The 16205-nt window shown below is 69.8% G+C and carries 15 protein-coding genes; 9 read left to right on the forward strand and 6 right to left on the reverse strand.

Going from position 1 to position 16205, the window contains the following annotated elements:
- Positions 1–36: 36 nt before the first annotated feature.
- Positions 37–1557 (reverse strand): fumarate hydratase, encoded by a 1521-nt coding sequence (locus RAB71_RS12925; RefSeq protein ID WP_010344402.1) that lies wholly within the window; start codon positions 1555–1557, stop codon positions 37–39.
- 101 nt (positions 1558–1658) lie between these two features.
- On the opposite strand from RAB71_RS12925, the gene RAB71_RS12930 reads away from it, so the two are divergent.
- The 3 genes from RAB71_RS12930 to RAB71_RS12940 all read left to right on the forward strand — a co-directional run bounded on the left by RAB71_RS12930 (position 1659) and on the right by RAB71_RS12940 (position 4229).
- Positions 1659–2546 carry an RNA polymerase sigma-70 factor gene (locus RAB71_RS12930; protein WP_010344401.1) on the forward strand — a complete coding sequence of 296 codons (888 nt, stop codon included), beginning with the start codon at positions 1659–1661 and terminating at the stop codon, positions 2544–2546.
- An 85-nt stretch (positions 2547–2631) separates the two neighbouring features.
- On the forward strand, positions 2632–3072 hold the full coding sequence (locus RAB71_RS12935) for a carboxymuconolactone decarboxylase family protein (protein ID WP_029562314.1): 441 nt from the start codon (positions 2632–2634) through the stop codon (positions 3070–3072).
- Positions 3073–3326: 254 nt separating this feature from the next.
- Positions 3327–4229: a dimethylarginine dimethylaminohydrolase family protein gene (locus RAB71_RS12940; RefSeq protein WP_041500093.1), complete on the forward strand. Its 903-nt coding sequence runs from the start codon at positions 3327–3329 to the stop codon at positions 4227–4229.
- Between the two features lie 124 nt (positions 4230–4353).
- Here the strand turns inward: RAB71_RS12940 and RAB71_RS12945 are convergent, their stop codons facing one another.
- A complete protein-coding gene (locus RAB71_RS12945) occupies positions 4354–4614 on the reverse strand; it encodes a hypothetical protein (RefSeq protein WP_010344396.1) in 261 nt (86 codons plus the stop codon).
- Positions 4615–4763: 149 nt separating this feature from the next.
- On the opposite strand from RAB71_RS12945, the gene RAB71_RS12950 reads away from it, so the two are divergent.
- The 3 genes from RAB71_RS12950 (at position 4764) to RAB71_RS12960 (ending at position 7953) form a co-directional block, all read left to right on the forward strand.
- Positions 4764–6647: an ABC transporter ATP-binding protein gene (locus RAB71_RS12950; RefSeq protein WP_010344395.1), complete on the forward strand. Its 1884-nt coding sequence runs from the start codon at positions 4764–4766 to the stop codon at positions 6645–6647.
- Between the two features lie 25 nt (positions 6648–6672).
- Entirely contained in the window at positions 6673–7071 is a 399-nt protein-coding gene (locus RAB71_RS12955; protein WP_010344394.1) for a hypothetical protein, read from the forward strand.
- 102 nt (positions 7072–7173) lie between these two features.
- Positions 7174–7953, forward strand: a complete 780-nt coding sequence (locus RAB71_RS12960) for a ferredoxin--NADP reductase (protein WP_010344393.1) — start codon at positions 7174–7176, stop codon at positions 7951–7953.
- 252 nt (positions 7954–8205) lie between these two features.
- On the opposite strand, the gene RAB71_RS12965 is transcribed toward RAB71_RS12960, so the two are convergent.
- Positions 8206–8697: a glutathione peroxidase gene (locus RAB71_RS12965; RefSeq protein WP_010344392.1), complete on the reverse strand. Its 492-nt coding sequence runs from the start codon at positions 8695–8697 to the stop codon at positions 8206–8208.
- A 331-nt stretch (positions 8698–9028) separates the two neighbouring features.
- On the opposite strand from RAB71_RS12965, the gene RAB71_RS12970 reads away from it, so the two are divergent.
- Positions 9029–11215 carry a M3 family metallopeptidase gene (locus RAB71_RS12970; RefSeq protein ID WP_029562312.1) on the forward strand — a complete coding sequence of 729 codons (2187 nt, stop codon included), beginning with the start codon at positions 9029–9031 and terminating at the stop codon, positions 11213–11215.
- Positions 11216–11399: 184 nt separating this feature from the next.
- Here the strand turns inward: RAB71_RS12970 and RAB71_RS12975 are convergent, their stop codons facing one another.
- Together RAB71_RS12975 and RAB71_RS12980 are read right to left on the reverse strand one after the other, a co-directional pair.
- The gene (locus RAB71_RS12975; protein ID WP_041500092.1) at positions 11400–12191 is read right to left on the reverse strand and encodes a hypothetical protein; all 792 of its coding nucleotides are present in this window, start codon (positions 12189–12191) and stop codon (positions 11400–11402) included.
- 104 nt (positions 12192–12295) lie between these two features.
- A complete protein-coding gene (locus RAB71_RS12980; RefSeq protein ID WP_234006557.1) occupies positions 12296–13564 on the reverse strand; it encodes a S8 family serine peptidase in 1269 nt (422 codons plus the stop codon).
- Positions 13565–13708: 144 nt separating this feature from the next.
- On the opposite strand from RAB71_RS12980, the gene RAB71_RS12985 reads away from it, so the two are divergent.
- Together RAB71_RS12985 and RAB71_RS12990 are read left to right on the forward strand one after the other, a co-directional pair.
- Entirely contained in the window at positions 13709–14206 is a 498-nt protein-coding gene (locus RAB71_RS12985; protein WP_010344386.1) for an RNA polymerase sigma factor, read from the forward strand.
- The gene (locus RAB71_RS12990; RefSeq protein WP_244170791.1) at positions 14203–14985 is read left to right on the forward strand and encodes an anti-sigma factor; all 783 of its coding nucleotides are present in this window, start codon (positions 14203–14205) and stop codon (positions 14983–14985) included. The genes RAB71_RS12985 and RAB71_RS12990 overlap by 4 nt, the downstream gene beginning before the upstream one ends.
- A gap of 88 nt (positions 14986–15073) precedes the next feature.
- Here the strand turns inward: RAB71_RS12990 and RAB71_RS12995 are convergent, their stop codons facing one another.
- Positions 15074–15997 (reverse strand): transposase, encoded by a 924-nt coding sequence (locus RAB71_RS12995; RefSeq protein WP_104609622.1) that lies wholly within the window; start codon positions 15995–15997, stop codon positions 15074–15076.
- Between the last annotated feature and the right edge of the window lie 208 nt (positions 15998–16205).

Raw genomic sequence — 16205 nt, forward strand, 5'->3', positions numbered from 1 at the left:
CGCCGGCACTCGCACCGGCGTTCGCGTCGCGGCCGATCAGGCCTCGACCACCACCGGGATCTTGCCGATGCGCGCCTGCCACTCGCGCGGGCCGGTCTTGTGCACCGACTCGCCGCTGGCATCGACCGCCACGGTCACCGGCATGTCCTTGACCTCGAACTCGTAGATCGCCTCCATGCCCAGGTCTTCGAACGCCAGCACCTTGCTGGCCTTGATCGCCTTGGACACCAGGTAGGCGGAGCCACCGACCGCCATCAGGTACACCGCCTTGTTGTCGCGGATCGCGGCGATCGCCGCATCGCCGCGCTCGGACTTGCCGACCATGCCCAGCAGGCCGGTCTGCTCCAGCATCTGCCGGGTGAACTTGTCCATGCGCGTGGCGGTGGTGGGACCGGCCGGGCCGACCACTTCGTCGCGCACCGGATCGACCGGCCCGACGTAGTAGATGAAGCGGTTGGTGAAGTCCACCGGCAGCGTCTCGCCGCGGTTGAGCATGTCGATCATGCGCTTGTGCGCGGCGTCGCGGCCGGTCAGCAGTTTGCCGTTGAGCAGGATCGTCTCGCCCGGCTTGAAGCTGGCCACTTCCTCGCGGGTGATGGTATCCAGGTTCACCCGGCGCGCATTGGTCGGGTTGTAGGTGAGCGTGGGCCAGTCTTCCAGCGAGGGCGGATCCAGCATCACTGCGCCGCTGCCGTCCAGGGTGAAGTGCGCATGGCGGGTGGCCGCGCAGTTGGGGATCATCGCCACCGGCAGGTTGGCAGCGTGGGTCGGGTAATCCTTGACCTTGATGTCCAGCACCGTGGTCAGGCCGCCCAGGCCCTGCGCGCCGATGCCCAGCGCGTTGACCTTTTCGTACAGCTCCAGGCGCAGTTCCTCGGCGCGGTTGGACGCGCCACGGGCCTGCAGGTCGACGATGTCGATCGGCTCCATCAGCGCTTCCTTGGCCAGCAGCATCGCCTTCTCGGCGGTGCCGCCGATGCCGATGCCGAGCATGCCCGGCGGGCACCAGCCGGCGCCCATGGTCGGCACGGTCTTGAGCACCCAGTCGACGATGGAATCGGAGGGATTGAGCATGGCGAACTTGCTCTTGGCCTCCGAGCCGCCGCCCTTGGCCGCGACGATGACGTCGACGGTGTCGCCGGGGACGACCTTCACGTTGACCACCGCCGGGGTGTTGTCCTTGGTGTTCTGGCGCTTGCCGGCCGGGTCGGCCAGCACCGAGGCGCGCAGCTTGTTGTCCGGATGGTTGTAGGCGCGGCGCACGCCCTCGTTGACCATGTCCTCCACGCCCATGGTGGCGTCGTCCCAGCGCACGTTCATGCCGATCTCGAGGAACACGGTGACGATGCCGGTGTCCTGGCAGATCGGCCGGTGGCCCTCGGCGCACATGCGCGAATTGATCAGGATCTGCGCGATGGCGTCCTTGGCCGCCGCCGACTGCTCGCGCTCGTAGGCAGCGGACAGGTTCTTGATGTAGTCGACCGGGTGGTAGTAACTGATGTACTGCAGCGCGTCGGCGACGGACTGGATGAGGTCTTCCTGCTTGATCGAGGTCACGGCTGGCTCTGCGGCTGGCGGGGGGAAACCCGCCCATTTTAGGGCAAAGTGGCGGCCCCGCCCGCTGTCACGCCGGCACGCCCTGTTCCGTCCTGGTCGTCATGACCCACGATCCGACCTTCGAATCCCACCGCCCCCGGCTGTTCGGCCTGGCCTACCGCCTGCTCGGCAGCCGCGCCGACGCCGAGGACACCGTGCAGGACGCGTGGCTGCGCTGGCAGGCCAGCGACCGCAGCGCGATCCGCGACCCCGAAGCCTGGCTGGTGACCGCCACCACCCGGCTCGGCCTGGACCGCTTGCGCGCGGCGCGCAGCGCCCGCGTCCACTACGTCGGGCCGTGGCTGCCCGAGCCGCTGGAGATCGCCGACGCAGAAGACGCCGACCCGGCCGAGCGCCATGACCGCGCGGAGCAGGTGTCGCTGGCGTTCCTGGCGTTGCTGGAGCGGCTCGGCCCGCACGAGCGCGCGGCGTTCCTGTTGAAGGAAGCGTTCGACTACGACTACGCGCAGATCGGCCGCACCCTGGAGCGCAGCGAGGCCGGCTGCAGGCAACTGGTGCACCGGGCGCGCGAACGGCTCGGCCAGGGCCAGGCGCGCTTCGCGGTCACGCCCGAGCGTCACCGCCAGTTGCTGGAGCGCTTCCTGCACGCCTCGCAGCGCGGCGACCGCGCCGCCATCGCCGCCCTGCTGCATGCCGACGCGCAGTTGCGCTCCGACGGCGGCGGCAAGGTCACCGCCAGCCTGCGCCCGCTGCACGGCGCCGAGCGCATCGGCCGGCTGTACTGGGCCGTGGCGCGGCGCAGCCTGGGCCTGCAGGCGCGGATCGGCACGGTCAACGGCGAACCGGCGATCCTGCGCTTCCTGGGGCCACGGCTGCACTCGGCGACGGTGCTGGTGATCGACGGCGAGCGCATCGCCGAGGTGCTGACACTGATGAACCCGGACAAGTTGCCGGTGCCGACGGCGCGACCTGCAGCCAGCCGCACCTGACCTGCGCTGGCGCTGTCACGCCGGGACGCGCCGCCGCGTCCTGGAGGGGAAGGCGGCCATGGTGGCCGCCATGCTCGGACCCACCATGCCTTTCCACCGCATCGACTACACCCGCCACGAACCCGAGGCGTACCGCGCCCTGCTCGGCGCCAGCCAGCAGGTCCACGACGGCACGCTCGGCAGCGCCCTCACCGAACTGGTGTTCCTGCGCGTCTCCCAGCTCAACGGCTGCGCCTACTGCATCGACATGCATGCCACCGCCCTGCGCAAGGCCGGCACCGAACCACGCAAGCTCGACACCCTCGCCGCCTGGCGCGACAGCCGCTTCTTCGATGCCCGCGAGCGCGCCGCGCTGGACTGGGCCGAGGCGCTGACCACGCTACCCGCCGGCGCGCCGCCGCAGGCCATCTACGACGCACTGACGGCGCAGTTCGACCCGGCCGGGATCAGCGCGCTGACCATGGCGGTGGCGGTGATCAACGCCTGGAACCGGTTGGGCGTGGGCCTGCAGCCGACGCTGCCGTAAGGGCGCTGCGCGCCGGGATTGGGGATTCGTGCAAGCAGAACCGCGCACGCGGCGGGCCTGCCTGTCGTTGGCGTGTGGGCAGTACGTCCAACTGCCAGCGCTCAGAATCCGGAAGCGCTATGCATCCCGCCGGTTGCGCGATCCTGCCTCCGAATCCCCAATCCCGAATCCCCAATCCCTCCACCAATCCACCGACATGTCCCCGCAACACGCCGCCGCTAGCGTGGCGCGCATCCCCGACGCGGAGCGCGCGCATGATCGAGAATGTCCTTGCTGTCGGCCTGGCCGATGAGACCGACCTGACCCTCGCTTCCCCCGAACCGCACTCCCGCGCCGGCGCCAGCTACCGCCACCGCCTGCTGATGTGCGCGCCGCAGCACTTCGCGGTGGACTACGTGATCAACCCCTGGATGGAAGGCAACGTGCACGCCGCCAGCCGCGAGCGCGCGCAGGCGCAGTGGAATGCCTTGGTGGCCGCCGCCGAGGCGGCAGGCGCCCGCGTCGACTGCATCGCCGCCGCGCCGGGCCTGCCGGACATGGTGTTCAGCGCCAACGCCGGCCTGGTGCTCGGCGACCGCTTCGTGCCCAGCCGCTTCCGCCACGCCGAGCGCCGCGGCGAGGAAGCCCTGTTCACCGCCTGGTGCCGCCAGGCCGGCCTGCGCATCCAGGAACTGCCCGAGCAGGTGTATTTCGAAGGCGCTGGCGACGCGCTGCTGGACCGCGGCGCGCGCCGGCTGTGGATGGGCCACGGCCACCGCAGCGACCTGGCCGCCGCGCACGAGCTGACCGACCTGCTGGACATCGAGGTGGTGCCGCTGCGCCTGGTCGACGCGCGCTTCTATCACCTGGACACCTGCTTCTGCCCGCTGCGCGACGGCTACCTGCTGTACTACCCGGCCGCGTTCGACGCCGCCGCGCAGCAGGCGATCGCCCAGCACATCCCGGCCTCACGGCGCATCGTCGTCGGCGAGGCCGACGCCCTCGCCTTCGCCTGCAACGCGGTGGACCTGGACGACACCCTGCTGCTCAACCGCGCCTCAGCGGCGCTGTGCGCGGCCCTGGCCGCGATCGGCTACCGCGTGGTGCAGACCCCGCTGGACGAATTCCTCAAGGCCGGCGGCGCCGCAAAGTGCCTGACCTTGCGGCTGGACGAGTAAGCCGAAAGGCTCCCGCGAGCCACAGAATCAGCCCCTCTCCCACCGGGAGAGGGGTTGGGGTGAGGGTACGAAGACGCCGCATGTCGCGACCGTCGCGCCGAGCAGACCTATCGCCTCCAACACATCAGCCCAGACTGAGCACCGCATCGAGCACATCGCGCCATAGCTGACCGAGGTCGATGCTGCCGCGACCGCCGAACAGGCGAAACAGGCTGTAGCCGATCGCGAAGACGACATAAGACAGCGTCAACACCACCATGGTCGCCTCGCCCCACCGCAGCAGCGCGGCGGCGACCAGGACGAAGACCGCGCAACCGAGCAGTTCGCGCCACGACGGCAGGTGCGCGCACAGGCGGGCGACGGCACGCGCGACGGGATCGAACATGGCAAGGGCCTCGGCTGGACGTCGACGAGGCTACCTCATGCCCCGCCCTCAGAAAGCGCGCGCCAGCCACCCGGGTCAGCGACGGTGCAGCCTTCGTCGCGGCGCAGCCCACACTCCCCGCCCACACCCGCCCCCGGCACAATGCGCCGATGGCCTCCACCTCCCCCTCTCATGGCGGCGCCCGCGCCGCGTCCCGCACCGGCCCGAGCCTGCGCGAACGCTTCGACGCGATGCGCAACCTGCCGCCGTTCCTGCGCCAGATCTGGCAGACCAGCCGCTGGCTGACCCTCAGCAGCATCGGCCTGCGCGTGCTACGCGCGCTGCTGCCGGTGGCCTCGCTGTACGTCGGCAAGCTGATCATCGACGAGGCCATTCACCTGGTGGCGCAATCGCCCGGCTTCGATTCGCTGGGCCAGGCCCTGGCCAGCGGCCGCCTGAACCGACTGCTGGAACTGCTGGGCCTGGAGCTGGCGCTGGCGATCGCCTCGGACCTGCTCGGGCGGCTGGTCAGCTACGCCGACACGCTGCTGTCGGAGTTGTTCAACAACACCACCAGCGTTCAGTTGATGGAGCATGCCGCGCAACTGGACCTGGAGGATTTCGAGGACCCGGAGCAGCAGGACCGGCTCGACCGCGCGCGGCGCCAGACCATGGGCCGGATGAACCTGATGAGCCAGCTGTTCGGCCAGGTGCAGGACGCGATCACCGTGGTCAGCTTCGCGGTCGGCCTGCTGGTCTACGCGCCCTGGCTGATCGCCCTGCTGGCGGTGGCGCTGGTGCCGGCCTTCATCGGCGAGGCGCACTTCAACGCGCTGGGTTACTCGCTCAACTTCCAGTGGACGGCCGAGCGCCGCCAGCTCGACTACCTGCGCCAGCTCGGCGCCAGCGTCGAGACCGCCAAGGAAGTGAAGATCTTCAACCTGCACAACTTTTTGATTGCGCGCTACCGCGCCCTGGCCGACCGCTACTTCCAGGCCAACCGCGCGCTGGCGCGCAAGCGCATGCTGTGGGGCACGCTGCTGGCGGCGCTGGGCACGCTGGGCTACTACGGCGCCTACGGCTACATCGCCTGGCGCACCGTGCGCGGCGACTTCAGCATCGGCGACCTGACCTTCCTGGCCGGCAGCTTCCTGCGCCTGCGGCAGTTGCTGGAAGGCCTGCTGATCGGCTTCTCGCAGGTGGCCGGGCAGGCGCTGTACCTGGACGACCTGTATTCGTTCTTCCGCATCGTCCCGGAGATCCGCACCCGCCCCGGTGCGGTGCCGGTGCCGCGGCCGATCAGGCAGGGCTTCGTGTTCGAGAACGTCGGCTTCCGCTATCCGGACGCCGAACAGTGGGCGGTGCGGCACCTGGACTTCGCCCTGCGCGCCGGCGAGGTGCTGGCCCTGGTCGGCGAGAACGGCGCCGGCAAGACCACCCTGGTCAAGCTGCTGGCGCGGCTGTACGACCCGGACGAGGGCCGCATCCTGCTCGACGGGCGCGACCTGCGCGACTACGACCTGGACGATCTGCGCGCAAACCTCGGCGTGATCTTCCAGGACTTCGTGCGCTACCACTTCAGCGCCGGCGAGAACATCGGCGTCGGCCAGGTCGACGCGCTGGACGACGCGCCGCGGATCCGCGCCGCCGCGCAGCGGGCGATGGCCGCCGAGCTGATCGACGGCCTGCCGCAGGGCTACGCGCAGGTGATCGGGCGCCGCTTCAAGACCGGCGTGGACCTCTCCGGCGGGCAGTGGCAGAAGATCGCCATCGCCCGCGCCTACATGCGCGACGCGCAGGTGATGATCCTCGACGAGCCGACCGCCGCACTGGACGCGCGCAGCGAGTTCGAGGTGTTCCAGCGCTTCAAGGAGCTGTCCGACAACCGCACCGCGGTGCTGATCTCGCACCGCTTCTCCAGCGTACGCATGGCCGATCGCATCCTGGTCCTGGCCGACGGCCGGATCGAAGCCAGCGGCACCCACGACGAACTGATGGCGCAGGGCGGCCGCTACGCGGAACTGTTCGAACTGCAGGCCGCTGGGTATCGTTAGCCCGTCCGCCCCTTCCGACGCCGCCATGCTCCGCACCCTGCCCTGTCTGTTCGCCGCCGCCCTCGCCGTCCCGGCGCTCGCCGCTCCCGCCGCGGACACGCCGGCGCCATCCGACTACGCCGCGGCCAAGGCCCTGGCCGACCGCGACGAAGCCAGCCTGCCGGCGGCGATGGAGGAACGCCTGCAGACCCTGCAACGCGCGGCGCTGGACGAGGGCGTGGCCAGTTGCGCCACGCCGCGCCCGGACACCTCGCCGTTCACCGTGGTGGTGCAGGTGCAGGCCGACGGCAGCGTCGGCGCCAGCTGGCGCAACGGCACCACGCCGCTGGCCCTTTGCCTGGAGCGCTTCCTGCGCCAGCGCCCGCTGCTGGCGCCGCCGCAGGCGCCGCTGTACCTGTCCTACGAGGTCTCGTTCGAGAAGTGAGCCATCTCCGTGACCGGCACCGCACCACAAATGAGATTTGATCTCATTTGAACCGGCATGGGGTAGAATGATCTCCGTTCCTTCCCCATCACGATCAACGGCATGTCTTCCGCTTTTGGCCCCGAAACGGTGCTCGATGTCCGCCACTGGACCGAGGACTACTTCAGCTTCACCACCACCCGCAACGATGGCTTCCGTTTCGACAACGGCCAGTTCGTGATGATCGGCCTGGAAACGGAGACGCGGCCGTTGCTGCGCGCCTATTCCATCGCCAGCGCCAACTGGGAAGAGCAACTGGAGTTCTTCAGCATCAAGGTGCCGGACGGCCCGCTGACCTCGCGCCTGCAGCACATCAAGCCCGGCGATTCGGTGCTGGTCGGCAAGAAGCCCACCGGTACCCTGCTGATCAGCGACCTGCACCCGGGCCGCCACCTGTACCTGCTGGGCACCGGCACCGGCCTGGCGCCGTGGCTGTCGGTGATCAAGGATCCGGAAACCTACGAGCGCTTCGACAAGGTGATCCTCACCCACGGCGTGCGCTTCGAGAAGGACCTGGCCTACCGCGACTATTTCGAGAAGGAACTGCCGCAGCACGAGTTCCTCGGCGAGACCATCCGCGAGAAGCTGCTGTACTACCCCGCAGTGACCCGCGAGGATTTCCGCAATCGCGGCCGCCTCACCGAGTTGCTCGAGAGCGGCCAGATGCAGCGCACCCTCGGCCTGCCGCCGCTGAACCCGGAACACGACCGCGCGATGATCTGCGGCAGCCCGCAGATGCTGGCCGACCTGCGCCAGACCCTGGACGCCCGCGGCTTCGTCGCCTCGCCGCGCATCGGCTCGCCGGGGCATTACGTGTTCGAGCGCGCCTTCGTCGAGAAGTAAAGCCGCCGCGCTTCTCCCGTCGTAGGAGCGGCTTCAGCCGCGACGGGCGTTACCGGTAAAGCATCGCGGCTGAAGCCGCTCCTACCCGCATCAGCGATACGGCGGCAGGTCAAGGAGAAATAGTGGCGAAATCGTGTGTGGGAGGGACTTCAGTCCCGACGCGTTCGAGTTAAAGGCGTCGGGACTGAAGTCCCTCCCACAAGAGCAAGCATCCAGCATTCAAGACCACGCCTAGCGTCCTCGGCCGAATCGTTATCCCAGCGCCCGCTCGATAGCGTCGGCCAGCGCCTCCGGCTTGTCGGTCGGCGCATAACGCGCCAGCACCTGGCCGTCGCGACCGACCAGGAACTTGCTGAAATTCCACTTGATCGCGGCGATGCCGAGCAGCCCGGATTTCTGCTGCTTGAGCCAGCGCCACAGCGGATGCGCACCGTCGCCGTTGACCTGGACCTTGGCGAACATCGGGAAATCGACGTCGTAGCTGAGCGAACAGAACTGGCGGATCTCCGCGGCATCGCCCGGCTCCTGATGGCCGAACTGGTCGCAGGGAAAGCCCAGTACCACCAGCCCGCGCTCGCGGTAGCGCTGCCACAGCGCCTGCAGCCCCGCGTACTGCGGGGTGAAACCGCACTTGGAGGCGACGTTGACGATCAACAGCACCTTGCCGGCGTACTCGTCGAGCGGCTGCTCCTGCCCGTCCAAGGTGGTCGCGGTGAAGGCGTAGGCAGTGGTCGGCGTGTCCATGGGTCCTCGTGGCGCGGCGCGCCACAGCGGCGCTGGTTCGACGCGATGCTACGCGGTGGCCGCAGGCGTCGCCAGCAGGCCGGAGCCAATGTGCGAGGCCGCCTGGCAGACGTCCGCGCGAACCAGCCAACACACCGCCAGCGCACCACCGATGCGTGCCTGCACAGGCACAACCACGCAGGAGAGCGCACTGCATCAAGGTTCACGCCAGATGCCGCAAAGCCCTGGGAAACAAGCGCCTATGCTGCAGCGCTCCCATGGCTTTCGTCACGGGTCACGCCTGCCGGCCTGGGGTAGCCTGCCCGATCACCATGATTGCGGATACCGCTTGATGACCTCTCGCCTCGCCCTTGCCCTCGCCGCCACGCTCGGACTCGCCATGCCCGCCTACGCCGCTCCGGCCACCACGCCCACCGCTGCAACCGCCGCCACGCAGGCCAACCCGTTCTTCGCCGAAAGCCCGCTGCCGCTGCACTACCCGCAGTTCGACAAGATCAAGGACAGTGATTTCGCGCCCGCGTTCGACGCCGGCATGGCGCAGCAGTTGCAGGAAGTGCAGGCCATCGCCGAGCAGACCGCCAAGCCGACCTTCGACAACACCATCGTGGCGATGGAGAAGAGCGGGCAGGTCCTGGACCGCGCCACCACCGTGTTCTTCAACCTGGTCGGCGCCGACACCAACGACACCCGCAAGAAACTGCAGGCCGAGTACGCCGGCAAGCTGGCCGCGCACCGCGATGCGATCGCGCTCAATTCCAAGCTGTTCGCGCGCATCCAGACCCTGTACGACACCCGCAACCAGCTCGGCCTGGACGCGGAAGGCGTGCGCCTGATCGAGAAGTACCACAGCGACTTCGTCCGCGATGGCGCCAAGCTCAACGACGCCGACAAGGCCAAGCTCAAGGCGATGAACGCCGAACTGGCCGAACTGGGCACCAAGTTCAGCCAGAACGTGCTGGCCGAAGTGAACGCCGCGGCGGTGGTGGTGGACGACGTCAAGCAGCTCGACGGCCTGTCCGACGCGCAGATCGCCGCGGCCGCCGAAGCGGCCAAGGCGCGCAAGCTCGACGGCAAGTACGTGATCGCCCTGCTCAACACCACCGGCCAGCCGCCGCTGGCCCAGCTCAAGGATCGCGCGCTGCGGCAGAAGATCTACGAGGCCTCGGTGTCGCGCGGCAGCCACGGCGGCCCGTACGACAACACCGCGCTGGTGTCGCGGATCATGACCCTGCGCGCCGACCGCGCCAAGCTGCTCGGCTATCCGAACCACGCCGCCTACTCGCTGGAAACCCAGACCGCCAAGACCCCCGAAGCGGTCAACGCCATGCTCGGCAAGCTGGCCCCGGCCGCGGTGGCCAACGCCAAGCGCGAGGCCGCCGACCTGCAGGCGATGATCGACCAGGAGCAGAAGGCCGCCGGCAAGCCCAGCTTCAAGCTCGAGGCCTGGGACTGGGCCTACTACACCGAGAAGGTGCGCCAGGCCAAGTACGACTTCGACGAGTCCCAGCTCAAGCCCTACTTCGAACTGAAGAACGTGCTGGAAAACGGCGTGTTCTACGCCGCCAACCAGGAATATGGGCTGACCTTCAAGCAGCGTACCGACCTGCCGACCTACCGCGACGACGTGCTGGTCTACGACGTGTTCGACGCCGACGGCAGCCAGTTGGCGATCTTCATCGCCGACATGTACGCACGCGAATCCAAGCGCGGCGGCGCCTGGATGAGCTCCTACGTGTCGCAGTCGGCGCTGACCGGCGACAAGCCGGTGGTCGCCAACCACCTCAACATCCCCAAGCCGCCGGCCGGCCAACCGACCCTGCTGACCTGGGACGAGGTCACCACCGCGTTCCACGAGTTCGGCCACGCGCTGCACGGCATGTTCTCGAACGTGAAGTACCCCTACTTCGCCGGCACCAGCGTGCCGCGCGACTTCGTCGAGTTCCCCTCGCAGGTCAACGAGATGTGGGCGGACGATCCGGCCATCCTCAAGCACTACGCCAAGCACTACCAGAGCGGCGCGCCGATGCCGCAGGCGCTGCTGGACAAGGTGGTGGCCACCGCCAAGTTCAACCAGGGCTTCGCCACCACCGAGTACCTGGGCGCGGCCATGCTCGACCAGCGTTGGCATCAGCTCAGCCCCGGCCAGGTGCCGCCGGCCTCGGGCGTGATGGACTTCGAGGCCAAGGCGCTGGCGGCCGACGGCATCGCCTACCCGCCGGTGCCGCCGCGCTACCGTACGCCGTACTTCAGCCACATCATGGGCGGCTACGCGGCCGGCTACTACGCCTACATCTGGTCCGAGGTGCTGGACGCCAACACCCAGCAGTGGTTCAAGCAGCACGGCGGGCTGAGCCGCGCCAACGGCGACCGCTTCCGCAAGACCCTGCTCTCGCGCGGTGGCAGCGTCGATGCGATGCAACTGTTCCAGGACTTCGCCGGGCACGCGCCGCAGATCGAGCCCTTGCTGGAGAAGCGCGGCCTCAACGCCACGCCGGCGGCGACGCCGAGCGCACGTTGAAGGGCACTGCGGCACGGCCCCGGCCGTGCCGCGACGTCGCGACGACGTCGTTGGGACGCTCCCACGACCAACCCGCCGCATGAAGCGAAACGCACGACGCCCGGCTCAGCCGGGCGTCGTGTTTTTTCAGCCAGTGGCTTCGATGGCGACGCGCGGTACGCCGCGCGTGGCCGTCAAAGGCTTACTACTGGCCGTCGCTGGAGGCGTTGATGCTGGCACCCAGCGAGGCATTGCCGCCGGCCTGCCCCTGCGCCTGACCGCTACCGGCCTGCGCACCGCCCTGGCCGCCCGCACCCGCCTGGCCCGACACCGACCCGCCATGCGTGCCCGCGCTGTGCGAGGCGCTGCCGCTGGCCGCACCGTTGGCACTCCCGCTCCCGGACAGCGCCGGCACCGCCGGCACCGCCGGCAGGCTACCGCCGCTGGCGGCGCCGTTGCCGCTGCCGGTGCCGGCCGCGCTCGACGCAGCACCGTTACCGGTCACGCCATTGACTGCACCGGCGGCAGTACCGGCGGTCGACAGCGCCGCAGTGGGATTGGCGGCACTGGTCGCCGCGCCGAGCGCGCCATCGGCCTGGCCCATCGCGCTACCGGCCGCGCTGCGTGCCGCGGCACTGCCACTGGCCGCGGCATTGCCGGCCAGTGTGCGGCCCTGGTTCACCGCAGCGCCGGCGGTCTGCGCCGCACCCTCGGCGGTGGCCGCGCCACGCGCCGCCGCCCGCTGCGCCGCCATCCGCGCACGCTGCGACGACTGCTCGATGCCACTACGCGCGGCATCCAGCGGCACTCCGGCGTCCAGGCGGCCGGCGCCCATGCCGTTGCCGCCGAGGCTGCCGCCCCCCAGGCCGCCCAGGGTGCCATTGACGGCACCGCCCACGCTGCCCGCACCGCCCAGCAACTGCGCGCCGGCCACGCCCGGGATCAGCGCCACCGACGCCGCCAGCACCGCGCTCGCCAACAGAGTCTTGCCGTTCATCGCATTCTCCTCGTGTCGCCGCAGGCCATCTGCGGCTCTCATGTCTCCCTACGAATCGAGCGACGCAGAACATCCCGAGCAGGCGGGACGCAGACAGAATGCGTTCAGCCGCCCGGCGCGCGCTGCAGCGCCAGGTCCGCACCGAGCAGGCCGGCGCCGTACACCGGATCGGCGCCGAGCGCACCGAGATCGCGCGCCTGCGCCTGCAACTGCGTGCGCACCTGCGCGGCCGCCTGCGGATTCGGCTGTGACAGTGCCTGCGCCGCCAGCCGCGCCACCAGCGGCGCCGCGAAGGAGGTGCCGCGTTGCGCCTGCCAGCGGCCCTGCGGCGCGGCGGCGATCAATTCGCCGACCGCGGCGAAGGCCACCTGCGGCCCACGCCCCGCCTCCGGCAAGACCCGCCCACGCGCATCCACCGCGGTGACACCGATCACGCCGGGATAGGCCGCCGGATACAGCGGCGGTGCCGCCGGGCCGTCGTTGCCCACCGCCGCGACCAGCACGTGGCCGCGCGCGAGCATGCGCTGCACGGCGAGTTGCAGCGCGCGGTTGGGGCCGCCGATCAGGCTGATGTTGATCACCGGCACCTGCTGCTGCGCCATCCATGCCAGTGCCCCGACCAGCTCGACCACGGTGCCGCCATCGGCCTGGCCGCAATAGATGTCGGCCGCATACAGGGTGCGTGCGAACGGCCCGTGCGCCACCGCGCGTCCGGCCAGCAGCGAGGCGACGGCGGTGCCGTGCGGCTGCGCGCGTACCTGCCCGTCGCAGCCCCAGGTCTGCACCTGCACGCCGGCCAGCGCCGGATGCGCCGCGTCCACGCCGCTGTCGATCAGCCCGACCACGAATCCGCCCGTCGCGGCACCCTCGGCTGCGCGAACGGCGGACGCGCTGTCTGGCGTCGGTGGCGCCGCCGCCGATCCGCTGTAGACGTGGTTGTAGTCGTACTCGCCCTGCGGATCGCGCTCGCGCAGTTGCTGCAGGGCGCGGCGCGTGGATAGGCCCGACGGCACCTGCAGCACCACCAGGCGCAGGCCGAATTCGCCGAAGCTACGCTGCTCCAGTACCACGAAGCCGGCCGCCTGCGCCGCCTGCAGCGCCGCCGGCTCCGGCTCCAATGCCACCACCTGCCCGCGCATCACCACCGCGCCACCTTCGTCGCGCTCCAGCCCGCGCGGATCGCTGCGCAGCAGCGCCTGCAGGCGTTTCAGCCGCAGCCGTTCGAGATCGCCGCGCGCATCCTGCAGCGATTCTCCCAACCGATTCATGCCGCCCTGCATGCCCTGGGTGACGTCCTGCACCAGCCCGCCCGCCGACGGCAACGCCAGTTGCGCCAACGCCGGTGTCGCCACCGCCAGCCATGCCACGGCCATCCAGCGCATTCGCCTGCCCGTCGCCATGTCCCGCTCCGTTGTCCGCCCCTGTTGGCGTGCCACACTAATCCTGCCATCCCGACCCACCGTGAACGCCGCGCCGCGCCCATGGAAGAAAACGCCTCCGCCGAACGTATCCCCCACATGCACGCCGATCCCACGGCCGCCGTCGGCGACGGCATCTGTACCCTGCTGCCGCAGTTGCGGCGCTTCGCGCGTGCCGTCGCCGGGCATCGCGAGGACGCCGACGATCTGCTGCAGATCGCGATCGAACGCGCCCTGCGCCGCGCCGCGCAATGGCGGCCGGAGACGCCGCTGCAGTACTGGCTGTACGGCATCATCCGCCACGCCTGGATCGACGAGGTGCGGGCGCAGCGGCGACGGCGGCAGGTGTTCGTCGATGCCGCCGAGGGCGAACACGTCGGCGACACGCCGCTGGAGCGGCAGCAGGACTGGATGGCGGTGCAGGCCGCGATGGCCGGCCTGCCCGAGGAACAACGCCTGGCGATCGCGCTGGTGCTGATCGAAGGCCTGTCCTACAAGGATGCCGCGGCGGTGCTGGAGATTCCGCTGGGCACACTCACCAGCCGGCTCGCGCGCGGACGCGAAGCCCTGCAGGCGTCACTGGAGGCGACCGCATGACCACCACGATCGATTCACTCACCCTGCAGGCCTACGCCGACGGCGAACTGGACCCAGTGCAGGCCGCGCAAGTGGAAGCGGCGCTGCGGACCGACCCGCAGTTGGCGCAGGCCCTGGAGCGGCTGCGCAGCCTGCAGGTGCGGCTGCGTGCCGGCTTCGCGCCGGTGCTGGACGAAGCCGTGCCCGCACGCTTGCTCGCCGCGGCGCGCGCGCGGCCGACTGACGCGCCCGACCAGGACGCCGCTGTCGCAGCGAAGCCGCCCTCGCCCATCCATGCGACCGCGCAGGCAAGCCGACCGACGCCGCTGCGGCCACGCGCGCGCCGCCGCTGGGCGCTGCCGGCGGGCTTGGCGGCGGCGCTGCTGCTGGGGCTGTGGATCGCGCAGCGGCAATTGCCGCAGGGCGCCGCGCCGGGCCCCACGGTCGCGGCCACCCAGGGTGGCGTCGCCGAGGGCGCGTTGGCGCAGGCGCTGACGCAGCAGTTGTCTGGCCAGCCTCAGAGCAGCGTGCGCATCGGCCTGAGCTTCCGCGATCGCGACGGCCATTACTGCCGCACCTTCGCCATGCCGCGCGCCAGCGCCGGCCTGGCCTGCCAGCGCGACAGCGCATGGCGGGTGGAATTGCTGGTGCCCGCTGGCGAACACAACGACGGCAGCGGCATGCGCATGGCGGCCAGCCCGATGCCGGCCGCCGTGCTGCAGGCGGTGGATGCGCGCATCGCCGGCGAAGCGCTGGATGCCGACGGCGAACAGCAAGCACGCGCGCACGGCTGGCGCTAGCAACAGCGCGACGCCGTGCCTGCTCGGCGGGACAACGCGCCTTGGCACCTCTGGGTCATGCCGTGACGCGTCCCGTAGGAGTCAACTGTCATGCACCTGCGATGACAGGAGGAGCATATGGTGCGTGATCGCGCACGATGGCGTTGAGCCAGCGCAGGAACTTGTGCATACAGGCGACGATGGCGACCTTGGCCGGCTTGCCCGCTGCGCGCAGGCGCGCGTAGGTGTTGGCCAAGGGGGATTTGGCACGGATGCTGGCCCAGGTGGCCATGTACAGCACGCGCCGCACGTCGGCACGTCCGCCTTTGATGCGGCGTTGGCCTTTCCAGCAGCCGCTGTCGTGATTGAACGGGGCCAGCCCGACCAGGGCAGCGAGCTTGCGTGGCGGCAGCGTGCCTAGTTCTGGCAGCCGCGCGGCCAGAACCGCGCGCAGGATCGTGCCGAGCCCAGGCACCTTGGGTAGGCTCGAGCAGGTCTTGCCCTGCTGCTCGATCTCCTGCGTCAACGTCTGGATCTGCTGGTTCAGTAGGGCGATCACCTCTCGGCAGCGGTGTTGCACTTTGGCGCTGGTGATGTGCTCCAGGCGCCGCCGATGGACATCGCGCTGGCCCACCAGGGTGGCACGCAGGTCCAGCAGTTCGCGAAGAGATTGCTGGTGCTCAGGCACCACGGGCGTGAGGGTGGTCGGGATGTGCTGGGCGGCGATGGCCAGCAGGCGCGCGTCCAGGACATCGGTCTTGGCATGCAGGCCCAAGGCCTGGGCTAGTTTGCGCGGACGATCGGCGGCCATCCGCACTGCCGGCAGGTTCGCCTCTCGGAGCACCTGCAGCACGGCATGTTCGTAGCCGCCACTGGCTTCCAGCACGATCCGCTCGCAGCCCAACTCGGCCAGGCGTTGGGCCAGCGCACGCTGCCCCTGTGGCGTATTGGGTTGGGTCCAGGTCTGCTCGTCCGGCAGTACATGAATGACCAGTTCGGCCTTGGATACATCGATCCCGATATAGCGTCGCATAGACGTTCTCCGCAGTAGACTCAGGCACGAGAGCACTCCTGCCGACGCCCATGCTTGTGGAGTTCGAGCTCGCGACTCGGGCAACTGTTCGGGCTGATGAGGCAGGAGACACGGGGTGCGGCGGCGCTGACTCCTACTCGTGCTTGCTGGCACCACGGCTAAACGGCCTGCCGCACTCCGCTCTCACCTGCAACGATAGACCCTCATT

This window comes from Xanthomonas sacchari (assembly GCF_040529065.1).
Taxonomy (GTDB): Bacteria; Pseudomonadota; Gammaproteobacteria; order Xanthomonadales; family Xanthomonadaceae; genus Xanthomonas_A; species Xanthomonas_A sacchari.